The organism is Burkholderia diffusa (genome assembly GCF_001718315.1).
Taxonomy (GTDB): Bacteria; Pseudomonadota; Gammaproteobacteria; order Burkholderiales; family Burkholderiaceae; genus Burkholderia; species Burkholderia diffusa_B.
Window position 1 is genome coordinate 404759 of the sequence record NZ_CP013362.1, and the last position, 13539, is coordinate 418297.

At 62.8% G+C, this 13539-nt stretch carries 14 protein-coding genes and 2 pseudogenes; 12 read left to right on the plus strand and 4 right to left on the minus strand.

Annotated features, from left to right (window positions below):
* Positions 1 to 18: 18 nt before the first annotated feature.
* The 3 genes and pseudogenes from WI26_RS32890 to WI26_RS33375 all read left to right on the plus strand — a co-directional run.
* Positions 19 to 645, plus strand: a pseudogene (locus tag WI26_RS32890) (RHS repeat-associated core domain-containing protein); the annotation flags it as partial.
* The gene (locus WI26_RS01870) at positions 530 to 955 is read left to right on the plus strand and encodes an SMI1/KNR4 family protein (protein WP_069225060.1); all 426 of its coding nucleotides are present in this window, start codon (positions 530 to 532) and stop codon (positions 953 to 955) included. The pseudogene WI26_RS32890 and the gene WI26_RS01870, both read left to right, overlap by 116 nt.
* Positions 951 to 1109 (plus strand): annotated as a pseudogene (locus WI26_RS33375) (RHS repeat-associated core domain-containing protein); the annotation flags it as partial. The gene WI26_RS01870 and the pseudogene WI26_RS33375, both read left to right, overlap by 5 nt.
* A 33-nt stretch (positions 1110 to 1142) precedes the next feature.
* Here WI26_RS33375 and WI26_RS01875 read toward each other — a convergent pair.
* A protein-coding gene (locus WI26_RS01875) for an IS3 family transposase (protein ID WP_155768721.1) occupies positions 1143 to 2269 on the minus strand; the annotation gives its coding sequence in 2 pieces (ribosomal slippage) (positions 1143 to 2029 and positions 2029 to 2269; 1128 coding nt in all).
* A 120-nt stretch (positions 2270 to 2389) separates the two neighbouring features.
* Here WI26_RS01875 and WI26_RS33380 point away from each other — a divergent pair.
* Positions 2390 to 2644: a TNT domain-containing protein gene (locus tag WI26_RS33380; protein WP_167359227.1), complete on the plus strand. Its 255-nt coding sequence runs from the start codon at positions 2390 to 2392 to the stop codon at positions 2642 to 2644.
* Positions 2645 to 3076: 432 nt separating this feature from the next.
* On the plus strand, positions 3077 to 3394 hold the full coding sequence (locus tag WI26_RS01885; protein ID WP_059914980.1) for a DUF7716 domain-containing protein: 318 nt from the start codon (positions 3077 to 3079) through the stop codon (positions 3392 to 3394).
* 92 nt (positions 3395 to 3486) lie between these two features.
* On the opposite strand, the gene icmH is transcribed toward WI26_RS01885, so the two are convergent.
* The 3 genes from icmH to tssJ form a co-directional block, all read right to left on the minus strand.
* Complete coding sequence (gene icmH, locus WI26_RS01890; RefSeq protein ID WP_069225061.1) at positions 3487 to 4269, minus strand: type IVB secretion system protein IcmH/DotU; 783 nt, start codon at positions 4267 to 4269, stop codon at positions 3487 to 3489.
* Entirely contained in the window at positions 4266 to 5612 is a 1347-nt protein-coding gene (gene tssK / locus WI26_RS01895; protein ID WP_059465239.1) for a type VI secretion system baseplate subunit TssK, read from the minus strand. The genes icmH and tssK overlap by 4 nt, the downstream gene beginning before the upstream one ends.
* A 102-nt stretch (positions 5613 to 5714) precedes the next feature.
* Entirely contained in the window at positions 5715 to 6314 is a 600-nt protein-coding gene (gene tssJ, locus WI26_RS01900; RefSeq protein ID WP_059539163.1) for a type VI secretion system lipoprotein TssJ, read from the minus strand.
* 392 nt (positions 6315 to 6706) lie between these two features.
* Here tssJ and WI26_RS01905 point away from each other — a divergent pair, with 392 nt between their 5' ends.
* The 7 genes from WI26_RS01905 to tssG all read left to right on the plus strand — a co-directional run bounded on the left by WI26_RS01905 (position 6707) and on the right by tssG (position 13513).
* The gene (locus tag WI26_RS01905; protein WP_059465241.1) at positions 6707 to 7348 is read left to right on the plus strand and encodes a tetratricopeptide repeat protein; all 642 of its coding nucleotides are present in this window, start codon (positions 6707 to 6709) and stop codon (positions 7346 to 7348) included.
* A gap of 44 nt (positions 7349 to 7392) precedes the next feature.
* The gene (gene tssB, locus WI26_RS01910; protein WP_059465242.1) at positions 7393 to 7908 is read left to right on the plus strand and encodes a type VI secretion system contractile sheath small subunit; all 516 of its coding nucleotides are present in this window, start codon (positions 7393 to 7395) and stop codon (positions 7906 to 7908) included.
* A 15-nt stretch (positions 7909 to 7923) separates the two neighbouring features.
* On the plus strand, positions 7924 to 9414 hold the full coding sequence (gene tssC, locus WI26_RS01915; RefSeq protein WP_006757139.1) for a type VI secretion system contractile sheath large subunit: 1491 nt from the start codon (positions 7924 to 7926) through the stop codon (positions 9412 to 9414).
* 70 nt (positions 9415 to 9484) lie between these two features.
* Positions 9485 to 9988: an Hcp family type VI secretion system effector gene (locus tag WI26_RS01920; RefSeq protein WP_006477093.1), complete on the plus strand. Its 504-nt coding sequence runs from the start codon at positions 9485 to 9487 to the stop codon at positions 9986 to 9988.
* A gap of 62 nt (positions 9989 to 10050) precedes the next feature.
* The gene (gene tssE, locus WI26_RS01925) at positions 10051 to 10536 is read left to right on the plus strand and encodes a type VI secretion system baseplate subunit TssE (RefSeq protein WP_059465243.1); all 486 of its coding nucleotides are present in this window, start codon (positions 10051 to 10053) and stop codon (positions 10534 to 10536) included.
* A 77-nt stretch (positions 10537 to 10613) separates the two neighbouring features.
* Positions 10614 to 12449, plus strand: coding sequence for a type VI secretion system baseplate subunit TssF (tssF, locus tag WI26_RS01930; RefSeq protein ID WP_059465244.1), 1836 nt, complete (start codon positions 10614 to 10616; stop codon positions 12447 to 12449).
* On the plus strand, positions 12413 to 13513 hold the full coding sequence (gene tssG / locus WI26_RS01935; protein WP_059465245.1) for a type VI secretion system baseplate subunit TssG: 1101 nt from the start codon (positions 12413 to 12415) through the stop codon (positions 13511 to 13513). The genes tssF and tssG overlap by 37 nt, the downstream gene beginning before the upstream one ends.
* Positions 13514 to 13539 lie beyond the last annotated feature (26 nt).

Genomic DNA, 13539 nt, shown 5'->3' on the forward strand with positions numbered 1-13539 from the left:
AGGTGACGCAAGTAAGCAGGGCTGCACTATAACCGGCATCGGTATTACGATCCGAACTCGGGGCGCTTCATTAGTAAGGACCCGATCGGGCTTGCAGGCGGGATCAACGTCTATCAATACGCTGATAACCCAACGGGCTGGATTGATCCGCTTGGTCTCGCGAAGCGATGCGGGTGCCCATGCGGCGTTGAGCCACACGGTAATCAACCGAGCCCCCGACCGTCTGGTTATCAGAGCCACCACATCATTCAGGATCGTTGGGCTAAGGCGAACGAAATTGAGGGGTACAACTATCGTGAAGCTCCTGCAATTCTCATCCCACAAAACCCGATCCATAGAGCGATCAGCGATAGCCAGAACGCGCGTCGCGACGCAATGACGGCTGCAGGCCAGGATCCGTGGGCTACCAGCATCCAGGATCAATTCAACTATTCGTCGCAAGACATGCGGGCTGCTGGGATCTCGGACGACTGCCGGAAGAGTGCCTTGAAGAGGCGTACAAATACTTCGACAAACTCGGAGCCATCAAATGACGGACTTCACCGCGTTGCTGAGCGTCGGCTTCCACAAAAACGCCCCCTCCGCCCCCGCAGAAATTGCTGGCCTAGAAAAGACGCTAGGCGTTTTGCTTCCATTGAACTATAAGAATTTCCTTGCATGGTCTGATGGGGGCGAGGGCGAAGTTGGTGACCTCTATCTGTCCATGTGGACCGTTAAGCAAGTTGTCGAACTCAATGCCTTGTACTCGATCACGACACGCATGGGCCGGGGATTCGTGGGCATCGGTACGGACGGTGGGTATTACTGCTTTGCTCTGGATCTCCGAAGGGACGAACGTTTCGTTGTCGTGCCGCTCGGTGCGCTAGCTGAGGATGAAGTCAAACCACTGGCAAGCGACCTCGTGGCCGGACTGACCGCAATCCACGACGGCCGCATAACGGGCAACGATCTATAACCGGCATAGGTACTATGATCCGGGTAGCGGGCGGTTCGTTAGCAAGGATCCGATCGGGTTGCAAGGCGGCCTGAACGTCTATCAGTACGCGCCCAATCCGGTGCGGTGGATTGATCCGCTGGGGCTGACAAAATGTTGTCCGTGTACCGCGCTTGCGCTGTATTGGCCTCCTGACCTGCCCCCGGTTTTAGTCCGAACTGCAGTTAGAGTCCGAAGTTAAAAACTGCTGCTTCGCGTCGTGCGCCCGGGCGAACTGCGCAGGCGTCAGATAGCCGAGCGAACTATGAGGCCGCTCGGTGTTGTACTCGATACGCCATTCCTCAATCAGCCGCTTGGCGTGGCGCATTGAGACGAACCAGTGCTCGTTCAGGCATTCGTCGCGGAAGCGACCGTTGAAGCTCTCGATATAGGCATTCTCCACCGGCTTGCCAGGCCTGATGAACGACAGCGTGACACCGGCTTCGTAGGCCCATGCATCCAGCACCTTACCAGCGAACTCCGGCCCGTTGTCGACCGTGATGGATGCGGGTAAGCCTCGCATCTCCTTGAGCCGCTCGAGCACTTGCTGAACGCGTAGGCCCGGCAATGAAGTATCGACCTCGATGGCCAAGCACTCGCGCGTGTAGTCGTCGACCACGTTCAGGCATCGAAACCGCCGACCATAGGCCAGCCCGTCAGAAACGAAGTCCATCGACCAGCTCTGATTCGGGCCTGTTGGTAACGGTAGCGGCGTGCGCTCGACAGCCGCAATACGCTTGCGTCGCCGCTTGCGCACACTCAGTCCCGCCTTGGTGTACAGGCGCCAGATACGCTTGTGATTGACGAAGTAGCCATCCCGCTGCAACAGCACGTGAATCCGGCGATAGCCGTAGCGGCGCTTCTGCGCGGCGATGGCCATCATCCGGCCAGTCAGCACTTCGTCGTCAACTCGGCGGCGTGATTCGTAATAGAACAGAGAGCGCGAAATCCCTACCAGCCCGCAGGCCCGGGTAACACCCATGGCACGTTCGGTCATCAATATCCGGACCGCTTCGCGCTTGGCCTGCGGGCTTGCTACTTTCGAGCCAGCAAGTCCTTCAGCGCGGCGTTGTCGAGCATCGATTCGGCCAACAGACGCTTGAGCTTACTATTCTCCTGCTCCAGTTCCTTCAGGCGCTGCGCTTCGGAGACCGTCATCCCGCCGAACTTCGCTTTCCAGTTGTAGTAGGTCGCTTCCGAGATGCCGTACTTGCGACACAGCTCCGCCGGCTTCAGGCCAGCCTCGGCTTCCTTCAAGATACCGATGATCTGTTCTTCGGTGAATCGCTTTTTCATTGCCGTTCCTCTCTGGAACGGACTCTACACCGTCACCGTACTAAACGCGGGGAGCAGGTCACTCCCAACAATGGGTCCTTGGGGCCGGAGAAAACAGTCACCTTGCAGCCTGGAACGAAGGTGGACCGATACGGTTACGAAGGCGGCACATATGTATCACCGGCCGGCACTCCTTATGGTGCAAGAGCGCTCCCGCCGGGGTCCAACGAAAAGCCATACAACGTGTATGAGGTGGCCAAGCCGATTGAGAACGTGGCCGAGGGAAGGATTGCGCCGTGGTTCGGTGAATTGGGACTCGGTACGCAATACAAGCTCCCGAAATCTGTTGGGGATCTGGTGGCATCGGGCCACCTAAAGAGAGGGTGTGGTGAATAGTCAAGAGTTACAGAGTGCACTCGCTGCGCTAAACGCACCACGAGACAGCTATTGCCTTGGATGCGAAAAGGACGAGGCACTTTGTCTTGTTGAGAACTACGGGCGCTGGAGTGTTTATTACAGTGAGCGCGGACGTCGTACGGAAGAAGAGTTGTTCGACACAGAGGCGCTTGCCTGCTCTGCTTTCTTGGCACGGCTTCGGAAAATGCTCCGCATTTAATAAACGAACGAACGGCCGCTCACAAGTGGCCCTTGCTGTTTCCGGGCGAGCAGGTTGTGTGCGACCCGGTAAATTGGGCCCGCTGGAATCTATCGCAGCCGAAGTTGGCATAATCTCGGCTTGCTGACGCGAGCGCTGCGTCACAGTCACACTCGTGCCTGCGACGTCACCCGCCCTGCATTGACTTCAGTCCAGTTATAGCCCCAATACCCATGCTGAGCACGCCCGCGACCACCGCGTCGCTGAAACACATCCTCGAACACCCCGGCGACTTCTCCGGATGGCTGAGCCTGCCACCGATGCCATGGACGGTCGATACAGACGGCGCATTCATCGACGATCCAGACGACCCCGAAGCCGACACGCCACCTACCACCGCCCCACAACCCGGCTGGCGCGTAACGCTGAACAGCACGACGATCGAAGACATCGTCATCAACGCGCACGACCAGGTCGACGAGCCGAGCATCGCGCAATTGTTCGACGCGTTCGTGTACTACGTCGAAAACGACGAATTCATTCTGCTCTGACGACGCATCCCGCACACCACAGCAAAAAAGGACCGCCGGGCGGTCCTTTTCCACGAAGCAGCAGCCGCGTTAAAACGACGACTCAACGCCCGTCAAGGCAACGAAATCGTCAAATTCGCCGACTCCGGCCCGACCTTGATGACCTGCGAATAAGGCGCCAGCGCCTGCAGCGTCTTGTCCTTGAGATAGGTATTGAGCCCGAGATACCCGAGCAGGGCCACGAGCGCGAACACCGCGCCGATCGCCCAAACCGGCACCTCGCGCTTCAAGCGGTGCGCGATCTGATCCGGCAGCGGCCAATGCGGCGCGAACGCGGCGCGCTTGCCCTTCATGTGCGCAATCTCGTCCCCCAGCCGTGCGGTGAGATACGCGAGCTTCTCCGGTCCCTCGAGCAGATACTTGCCCTGGAACCCGAGCAGCAGGCACATGTGAAACACCTCCAGCGACTGCAGCCGCGTCGCGCCCTGCGCGCGGCATTCCTCGAGATACTGGAAGAACTTCTCCCCCGCGAGCTGCTCGCCGAACAGCACGAGCTGCAGCGGCCGGCGCTCCCAGTCGGTGCGGATCTTGAATTGCGACGACAACACCATTTCATCGACCGCCGCGCAATACGCGAACTTCGCGCCGTACACGTCCTCGGCCGGGATGTTCAGCTTCTTCGCGCCGCGCTCGAAGTCCGACAGGAATTCCTGGATCTTCGTGCTGAACTCGCTCGCGCTGTCCGGCTCGCGGCCGTTCTTGAGCAGGAACAGCATGAAGAACCCGTCGTACAGCAGGTCGAGCAGCGAACGAGCCTGGAACGCGGCGTCGGTCGACGCCGGGGTGTGCAACGGAGCCGGCGTGTTGTCGCCGAACAGGGAGGGCGCGTAGCTCATGATGTGACCGCGATCAGTTCGAATTTCAGGTCATTGATGCCAGTCGGCGCGTAGATCATCGCGGACTGGGCCTGCAGCATGCGCTCGTACAGCGCGCCGCGCGAATCGAGCTGGAAATAGCATGCACCAGGCCGCACCGGAATCGCGGGCGGCACCTGCGGCATGTACGACAGCCGCACGCCAGGCATCGCCGACAGCACGAGCTTGTCGACGTCATCCGGCGCGCCGACCTTGAAGCGTGCGGGCACGGCGTCGATGAGCTCGACGTTCGGCATGTCCGCGGATACGGCCAGGTAGAACTCGGTCTTGTCGTCGATCTTGCCCGAATCGAGGCGGCCCAGGTGGAACGACGGGCGCACCTCGTCGAGCGTGATCGCGAAGTAGCGCGTCGAGATCACGGTGTCGAGCAGCTCGCGCAGCATCAAATCGAGACGCGCGAAGCTCGGCCCCGGATCGTCATGGCGATACACGGGCAGATCGGCGAGCGTATAGCCTTTCGAGAACGTCATCAGCTGGCCCGCGAGGCGCAGCAGTTCCTGGAACAACCGCTCCGGATGCAACGCCGCATGCTGATGCAGGTGCGCGAGCGTCGCGAACGCGGCGTTCGCCGTGTGCAGCAGCCAGAACGACGCGATGTCGCCCGAGCGGAATTCGATGATGTTCTTCGACGGCTCGCGGTGAAAGCCGTACAGCGCATTCACCTTCGCCTGCAGCGCGTCGACGAGCTGGCGCAGCCGCTGATGCAGGATCGGCGACGCTTCGATCGCGAGGCACGGCGGCACGAAGCTGTCGTCGATCTCGAAGCCGGACGTCGCGGTGCGGCGCACGCGCACGAGCGGCACCGACAGCAGCTGGTCGCGCGGCTCGCTGTGCGCGATCAGCTTGACCTGCGTCTTGAGGAACGTGATGTCGGCTTCGGCGGCGTCGGTGAAGTTGTCGGCGACGCTCGTCTGCTCGCTGACGAAGCGCGTCATGAAGCCGGCGGCCGGATCGTCGCTGTAGTTGGTGCCGTTCTCGCGCAGCGGGTGCAGCGCGAGATAAAACACGAATTCGTTGATGCCGTCGGGCAGCGTGTCGAGCGCGATCGGCGGCGGCAGGTCGTCGGCCTGCGGCGCGGCATACAGCGCACCGTCCGGAAACACGAGCGCGAGCTCCGCCATGCGCAGCACGTTGCTGCCGAGTGCATCGCGATCGATGCGCACGGAGCGCACGCCCCAGTTGTACGGCTGGATCGCCTGGATGGACTCGAACAGGCGCGCCTCGTGGTAGGCGTCCTGCCGCTGGAAGTGTTGAGGCCGGAGGAACAGCCCTTCCCCCCACAGCACCTTGGCCGAATAACTCATGTCAAATCCGGTTAATGTAGCGTTGCGATCTAATCGATTTGGTCGTGCCCGAATTAATCGCCAATTTGTTAACTCTTGTTAATTGACATTCGTGCGTCATGTTTAACCGCAGGTGACCGACGAAAGCAAATTCAGCGGTTGCGAAGGCGCACCTTGTTGCGGTGCGATGACGGAGCCATCGGTGACCGTCATCGCGCAATTATGCAGGCCGATGATTATGCCGGATTTCTCCGACTTCGCCGGGTCGAACGTCAGTTTCCATCGCTGGATTGCCGGATCGCGGAACAGCGCGACGATGCCGAATGCCTGCGCTTCGCGCGACACCTTTTCGGTCGCCGTATAGCGTTGGCCCGGAATCAGCGTGATTTCACGCACGTTCAGCAGATCCGCGCCGAGCGCGGCCTTTTCCTTGGTCGGATCGGTAAATGCGTCGAACGGCGCTTGCTGGAACGAAGTCGGATCCTTCAACGCGTAGAGCCGCACCACCAGGGCGAGCGGCTTGCGATCGTTCGCGGCGTTGAGATTGGGCGCCGCGGCGAGCGTGAGCCCGATGTTGCGCGGCGGCTTCTGGGCATCCGGCAGTTCGGGCTTGCCGACGCCGGCGGCCTGCATCACGGCGCTCGCGGCGGAGCCGAGCAGCGGGGCGGCCGCGCATCCGGCCAGGAGTGCGCAGGCAATCAGCGGCAGCGCAAAGCGAATCATGGGCGATCTTCTCATCGTGTTTCCGGCTTGCCGCCTTTAACTCCCTGTCAAATCTGCCGGGTATTTCCGCGTTCGCCGCGAATGCCCGCCTTATCAGCTGTTCAACTATTAAGCACGCGTGCGCGGCATCGAGGCTCTCGGAAATTTTTTCCGTTGCGCCGGCGATGTGCCGCCAAGCCAGTAAAACTTGCGCATTCCGATCGATGAAAAGACCGCTTCCGGCCCGCCGCCAGAGGCGATTCGAGGGGTAGCGCACGGATTTAAAAGGAATTACTCTGCACGCAGCGATTGAATTATGAAAAATTGATCGGTACTATACCCGCGCGCTTCTTGCAAAGCAAAAGAACCAGATTCTCAACGATTTTAATACTCACGCGCCGGTGGATATAACGATGAAAGACCGTCTCTTCGCAAAATTGTCTGGGGTAGTGCTGGCTTGCGGCGTGATCGCCGGTTGTGCGAGCCAGCCGCCGGCGCCGCCGACTGCCGAGGTGTTCAACAAGTCGCTGGCCGATGCGGACGCCGTTGCGAAGTCGGGTGACCAGGACAAGGCGCTCGGCCTGTACCAGCAGCTCGCGAAGTCGGATCCGACGCGCGAGGAACCGTGGTCGCGCATCGCGCAGATCCAGTTTGCCCAGAACCACTATGGCCAGGCGATCGTCGCCGCGCAGGAGGCATTGCAGCGCGACGCGACCGATCGTCAGGCGAAGAGCGTGCTCGCCGTCGCGGGGCTGCGGATCGCGACGCAGTCGCTCGGCGAGCTGCGCCAGGATGCATCGCTCGCGGGCGATGCGAAGTCGGATGCCCAGGCGCTCGCGAAGCAGCTGCGCGACACGCTCGGCGAATCGGCGCTGTTCCCGCCGGAGCAACGGGCGACGAAGCCGCGCACCGCTCGCCGCGTGATTCATCGTCCGAAGGCCGGCGCGGCGCCGGCTGCGGAAGCCGCAACGTCCGCGCCGACGCCGGCTGCGACGCCGCAGGCCGCGGCTTCGCAAAAGGGCGGCGCCGATCCGTTCAGCGCGCTGCGCAACTGAGCGCAACTGACGCGATAACCACAACTAACCTGGGAGCCGTCGAGATGGCCAAGAAAGAAAGCATTCAGAAAAGCTTGCAGAAAATACGGCCGCCGCGCGTCCAGCTGACCTACGAGGTCGAGAAGGGCGATGCGATCGAGGTGAAGGAACTGCCGTTCGTCGTCGGGGTCGTCGGCGATCTGGCGGGCCAGTCGGAAGTCGAGCAGCCGAAGCTGCGCGACCGCAAGTTCGTCAACATCGACCGTGACAACTTCGACGACGTGATGAAGGCGATCGAGCCGCGCGCCGCGTTCCAGGTGGAAAACCGCCTGAGCCCGGAAGGCGGCAAGTTCGCGGTCGACCTGAAGTTCCGTTCGCTGTCGGATTTCAATCCGGACGAAGTCGTCGAACAGGTCGAGCCGCTGCGCCGCCTGCTCGAGGCGCGCTCGAAGCTCGCCGACCTGCGCAACAAGCTCGCCGGCAACGACAAGCTCGAGGATCTGCTGTCCGAGGTGCTGAAGAACACGCAGCAACTGCAGGAGCTCGCGAAGGGCACCGGCGGCGACAAAGACGGCGAATGACGACGGAGTGTTGAGATGAACCAGCAAACGGCTGCGGCCCAAGCGAGCGGCGCGGAATACGCCGCCGGGACTTCGCTGCTCGACGATATCGTCGAGAAGAGCAAGGTCGCGAAATCCGATTCCGAGCATGCGCGTGCGAAGGACCTGATCGGCGAGCTCGTCCACCAGGTGCTCGACGGCACGGTGATCGTATCGGACAACCTGTCGGCGACGATCGACGCGCGCGTCGCGGAACTCGACCGCCTGATCTCCACGCAGCTGTCCGCGGTGATGCACGCGCCGGAATTCCAGCGCCTCGAAAGCACGTGGCGCGGCATGGACTATCTGGTCAAGGAAAGCAACACCGGCCAGACGATCAAGATCAAGGCGCTGCACGCACCGAAGCGCGACCTCGTGCGCGACTTCAAGGGCGCGAGCGAGTTCGACCAGAGTGCGCTGTTCAAGAAAGTCTACGAAGAAGAATTCGGCACGTTCGGCGGCTCGCCGTTCGGTGCGCTGATCGGCGATTACGAGATCTCCCGCCAGCCGGAAGACATGTATTTCATCGAGCAGATGTCGCACGTCGCGGCGGCCGCGCACGCGCCGTTCATCGCATCGGCGTCGCCGGAGCTGCTCGGCCTCGAGTCGTTCTCCGATCTCGGCAAGCCGCGCGACCTCGGCAAGGTGTTCGACACGGTCGAATACGCGAAGTGGAAGTCGTTCCGCGATTCGGAAGACTCACGCTACGTCGGCCTGACGCTGCCGCGCTTTCTCGGCCGGCTGCCGTTCAATCCGAAGGACGGCCAGACCGCGGAGAACTTCAATTTCGTCGAGGACGTCGACGGCACCGAGCACGACAAGTACCTGTGGTGCAACGCGTCGTGGGCCTTCGCGGCACGCCTGACGGCCGCGTTCGACGACTTCGGCTGGTGCGCGGCGATCCGCGGCGTCGAAGGCGGCGGCCTCGTCGAGGACCTGCCGACCCACACGTTCAAGACCGACGACGGTGAAGTCGCGCTGAAGTGCCCGACCGAAATCGCGATCACCGATCGCCGCGAGAAGGAGCTGAGCGACCTCGGCTTTATCCCGCTCGTTCATTGCAAGAACTCGGATTACGCTGCGTTCTTCGCCGCGCAATCGGTGCAGAAACCGAAAAAATACAGCACCGACAGCGCGAACGCGAATGCCGTCCTGTCCGCCCAGCTTCAGTACATCTTCTCGGTATCGCGCGTCGCGCACTACCTGAAGGCGATGATGCGGGACAAGATCGGCAGCTTCGCATCGGCGCAGAACGTGGAGACTTTCCTCAACCGGTGGATTTCGCAGTACGTCCTGCTCGACGACAACGCGTCGCAGGAACAGAAGGCGCAATTCCCGCTGCGCGAGGCATCCATACAAGTGTCGGAGATTCCGGGCAAGCCGGGCTCGTATCGTTCGGTCGCGTTCCTGCGTCCGCACTTCCAGCTCGACGAACTCTCGATTTCTCTGCGACTTGTCGCTGATCTGCCCAAACCGGCAAATTCATAAGCGAGTAGATCGCCCGGGCGGGCCGCCTGGGTAGGACGTTAAAACCACCTCTTTGGGGAGTCGAAGGGCCATGTTACATATGCACTTGCAGTTTGGTAGTCCGGCGGTGAAGGGCGAATCCGCGGACAAGGACCATCAAGGCTGGATCGAACTGAAATCGTGGGATCACTCGATCGTTCAGCCGCGTTCGGCAACGGCATCGACCGCAGGCGGTCACACGATGACGCGCTGCGAGCACGGCGACATGATTTTCACGAAGGAAATCGATTCGTCGAGCCCGCTGCTGTATCAGCACGCATCGGGCGGCACCACGTTCGATGAAGTGACGGTCCATTTCTCGCGCGCGGACGGTGAAGGCAAGCGCGTGCAGTATCTGGAAGTCAAGCTCAAGTACGTGATCATCTCGAGCATCGCACCGAGCGTTCGCGAAGAAGGTCTGCCGCTCGAGACGTTCTCGCTGAAGTACGCGGCAGTGCAGTGGAAGCAGACCCAGCAGAAGATCGGCGGCAACCAGGGCGGCAACACGCAAGGCGCCTGGAGCCTGACGAAGAACGACAAGACCTACGCGGTCTAAGGTCGGTTGCGGCAACGGGGCGTGCAGCGTCCCGTTGCCGTTTTCGCTGTATACACCGGCCGATGAAACGATTCGAACCCAGCTTTCTCGACAAGCTGTTCGACGACGAACCGCACCTTCCGGCCTCGGCCGCGATGCGGCAATTGTCGCTGGACGAGCTCAAGAACACGGTCGCCCGCGACGTCGAGGCGATCCTCAACACCCGTATCGCGCACACCGAGATCGAACTGGCCGCGCTGCCGGAATGCCAGAAGTCGGTGCTGACTTACGGGTTGAACGATTTCGCGGGGCTGAGCCTCGCGAGTCACTACGACCGCGCGTTCATCTGCAAGTCGATCCAGCAGGCCATCGCGCGCCACGAGCCGCGGCTTCAGCAGGTGCAGGTGACGTTCGAGCTGAACGAGCAGTCGACCAACGCACTGTATTTCGCGATCCAGGCGCTGCTGGTCGTGCATCCGGCCGAGGAGCCGGTGAGTTTCGACGCGATGCTGCAGCCGTCGACGCTGCAATATTCGGTCACGCGCACGCGCGCGGCCAGAATGCTGTAAATCAAGCCGCCGAGCGGGCCGGACCGCCCGGTGATGGTTCAGGGTCCGGCAGGAAATATTGAGGTTCGGGGTCGTCGATGGAAGAGTTGCTGCCGTATTACGAGCGCGAATTATCGTTTTTGCGGCGCTATTCGCGAGATTTCGCCGAACGATATCCGAAGATCGCCGCGCGGCTCGCATTGTCCGGCGAGCACTGCGAGGATCCGCACGTCGAGCGGATGATCGAGTCGTTCGCGCTGCTCGGCGCGCGCATCAACAAGAAGCTCGACGACGACTACCCGGAATTCACCGAAGCGCTGCTGGAAGTGCTGTATCCGCACTACCTGCGGCCGTTCCCGTCGTGCTCGATCGCGCAGTTCACGCCGGCCTCGCCCGGCCAGCAGACCGAACCGGTCGTGATCGACCGCGGCACCGAGCTGAAGAGCCGTCCGATCCGCGGCGTGCAGTGCCGGTTCCGCACCGCATACGACGTGACGCTCGCGCCGATCCGCATCTCGGACGCGCGTTTCACGCCGGTCGCGCTCGCGCCGAGCGCGACGGTACTGCCGTCCAACGCGACGGGCGTGATCTCGATCACGTTCGAATCGCTCGCCGCGCAGCTCGATCTCGGCGCGTTGAAGCTGCCGACGCTGCGCGCGCACCTGCACGGCGAACAGTCGTTCGTCGCCGCGCTGACCGACTGCCTGTTCGTGAACGTGCTCGGCGCCTACGTCGAGCCCGAGCGCAACGGCCGCTGGACGCCGTTGCGCAAGCTGCCGATCGCGCATGCCGGCTTCGACGAGGACGATGCGCTGATCGACTACCCGGCGAAGTCGCATCCCGCGTATCGCCTGCTCACCGAATACTTCGCATTCCCCGACAAGTTCGATTTCGTCGATTTCGATCTCGCGGCGATCGCGCGTGCGTCGGGCCGCTGCCAGCGCGCGACGCTGCATCTGGTGCTGCAGGACGTGCGCAGCGATTCGCACGTCGCGCGGCTGCTCGAGCTGCTCACGGCCAGCCATTTCCGGTTGTTCTGCACGCCGATCGTCAACCTGTTCCGCCAGCACGGCGAGCCGATCCGCATCACGCACCGTGCGGTGTCGTACCCGGTGATCGCCGAAGCGCGTCGCGCGTTCGCGTACGAGGTGTATTCGATCGACTCGGTGAAGCTCGTCCGGCAACAGGCGCACGAGGAATCGGTGATCGAGTTCCGGCCGTTCTATTCGCTGCATCACGGCGAATCGGCGCGCATCGGTCATTACTGGTTCGCGCGCCGCAACGACTGGGTCGCGCAGAAAAGCCCCGGCTATGAAACCGAGATCTCGATCGTCGACATCGATTTCGAGCCGACGTCGCCGCAGACCGACACGCTGAGCCTCGACCTCACGTGCACGAACCGCGACCTGCCGTCGATGCTTGCGTTCGGGCTCGAAGGCGGCGACCTGTTCCAGGAGGGCGGCGCGCAGACGAGCGGCATCTCGCTGCTGCGGCGCCCGACGCAGAGCGTGCGCTTCGAGCGCGGCCGCGCCGCGCACTGGCGGCTCGTGTCGCATCTCGCGCTGAATCACGTGTCGCTGGTCGCGCACGGGCTCGCGCCGCTCAAGGAAATGCTGACGCTGTACGACCTGCGGCGCACCGCGGTGTCGATGCGCCAGATCGACGGGCTCGCCGGCGTCGAGCAGCGCGGCGCCGTGCAATGGCTGCCCGGCAAGCCGTTCGCCACCTTCGTGCGCGGCATCGAGATCCGGCTGACGATCGATGAAGAGCACTTCGTCGGCGCGAGCCTCGCGTCGTTCGTGCGCGTGCTCGACAGCTTCTTCGGGCTGTACGTCCACCTCAACAGTTTCGTTCAACTAGTCGTGGTGTCGAAGCGCACCGGCGAGGAGATCATCCGATGCAAGCCCCGGACCGGCGAATCGATCCTGGCGTAGTCGACGCGCTGCTCGACGAGCCGCACCGCTTCGAGTTCTTCCAGGCGGTGCGCGTGCTCGAGGGGCTGTTCGCGCGGCAGGCGTCCGATGCGCCCGGCGCATGGCGGCAAGGCGACGTCGTCGCGCAGCGCATCGAATTCCGCAACACGCTGTCGCTCGGCTTCCCGCCGAGCGAGATCGAAGGCGCCCGTTCGTTCGACGACGGCGGCACGCTGCTCGATTCCGGCGAGGAACGCGGCGCCGCGCTCGCGGCCGGCGAGCTCGGCCACGTCGAGCTGACGCCCGCATTCTTCGGCTTGCTCGGCGGGCAGGGCGCGCTGCCGCTGCACTATACCGAGCAGATCGTCGCGCGCGAGCACCTGAAGCGCGACCACGCGGCGCGCGCCTTCTTCGACGTGTTCTCGAACCGCGCGACCGCGCTGTTCTACGCGGCATGGAAGAAATACCGGCTGCCGTTCCATTACGAACTCGACCGCGACGAGCGCTACCTGCCGCTGCTGCTCGCGATCGCCGGCGTGCCGAGCGACGAGGTGCGCGACAGCCTCGCGGCCGGCGCGGGCGGCGTGCTCGACGAGGCCGTCGCCGGCTATGCGCTCGCCGCGCGGCACCGCCCGATGTCGGCCGCGTACCTGCAGCGCACGCTGTCCGATTATTTCCGCGTGCCGGTGAAGATCGACCAGTTCGTCGGCAAGTGGTACGACGTGCCGGCCGACCAGCTGAGCGTGCTCGGCGAGGTGAACGCGGTGCTCGGCGCGACGGCGCTCGTGGGCGAACGCGTATGGCAGCGCGACATGCGTGCGCGGATCGTCGTCGGTCCGCTGTCCAAGCGCGACTACGAGGCATTCCTGCCGGGCGGCGCGCAGGCCGTCGCGCTCGAGCGAATGCTGACGCTGCTCGCCGGCGTCACGCTCGAATACGAGGTGAAGCTCGTGCTCAAGCGCACCGAAGTGGGCGCGAGCGTGCTCGGCGCGGGCTCGCGGCTCGGCTGGGACGCGTTCCTCTGCACGCGCGACGCGGCCGAGGACCGGTCCGACGCCCGCTACGAACTGCATGTGATTCACTGATACCGACAACAAGCAATCGAACCTGA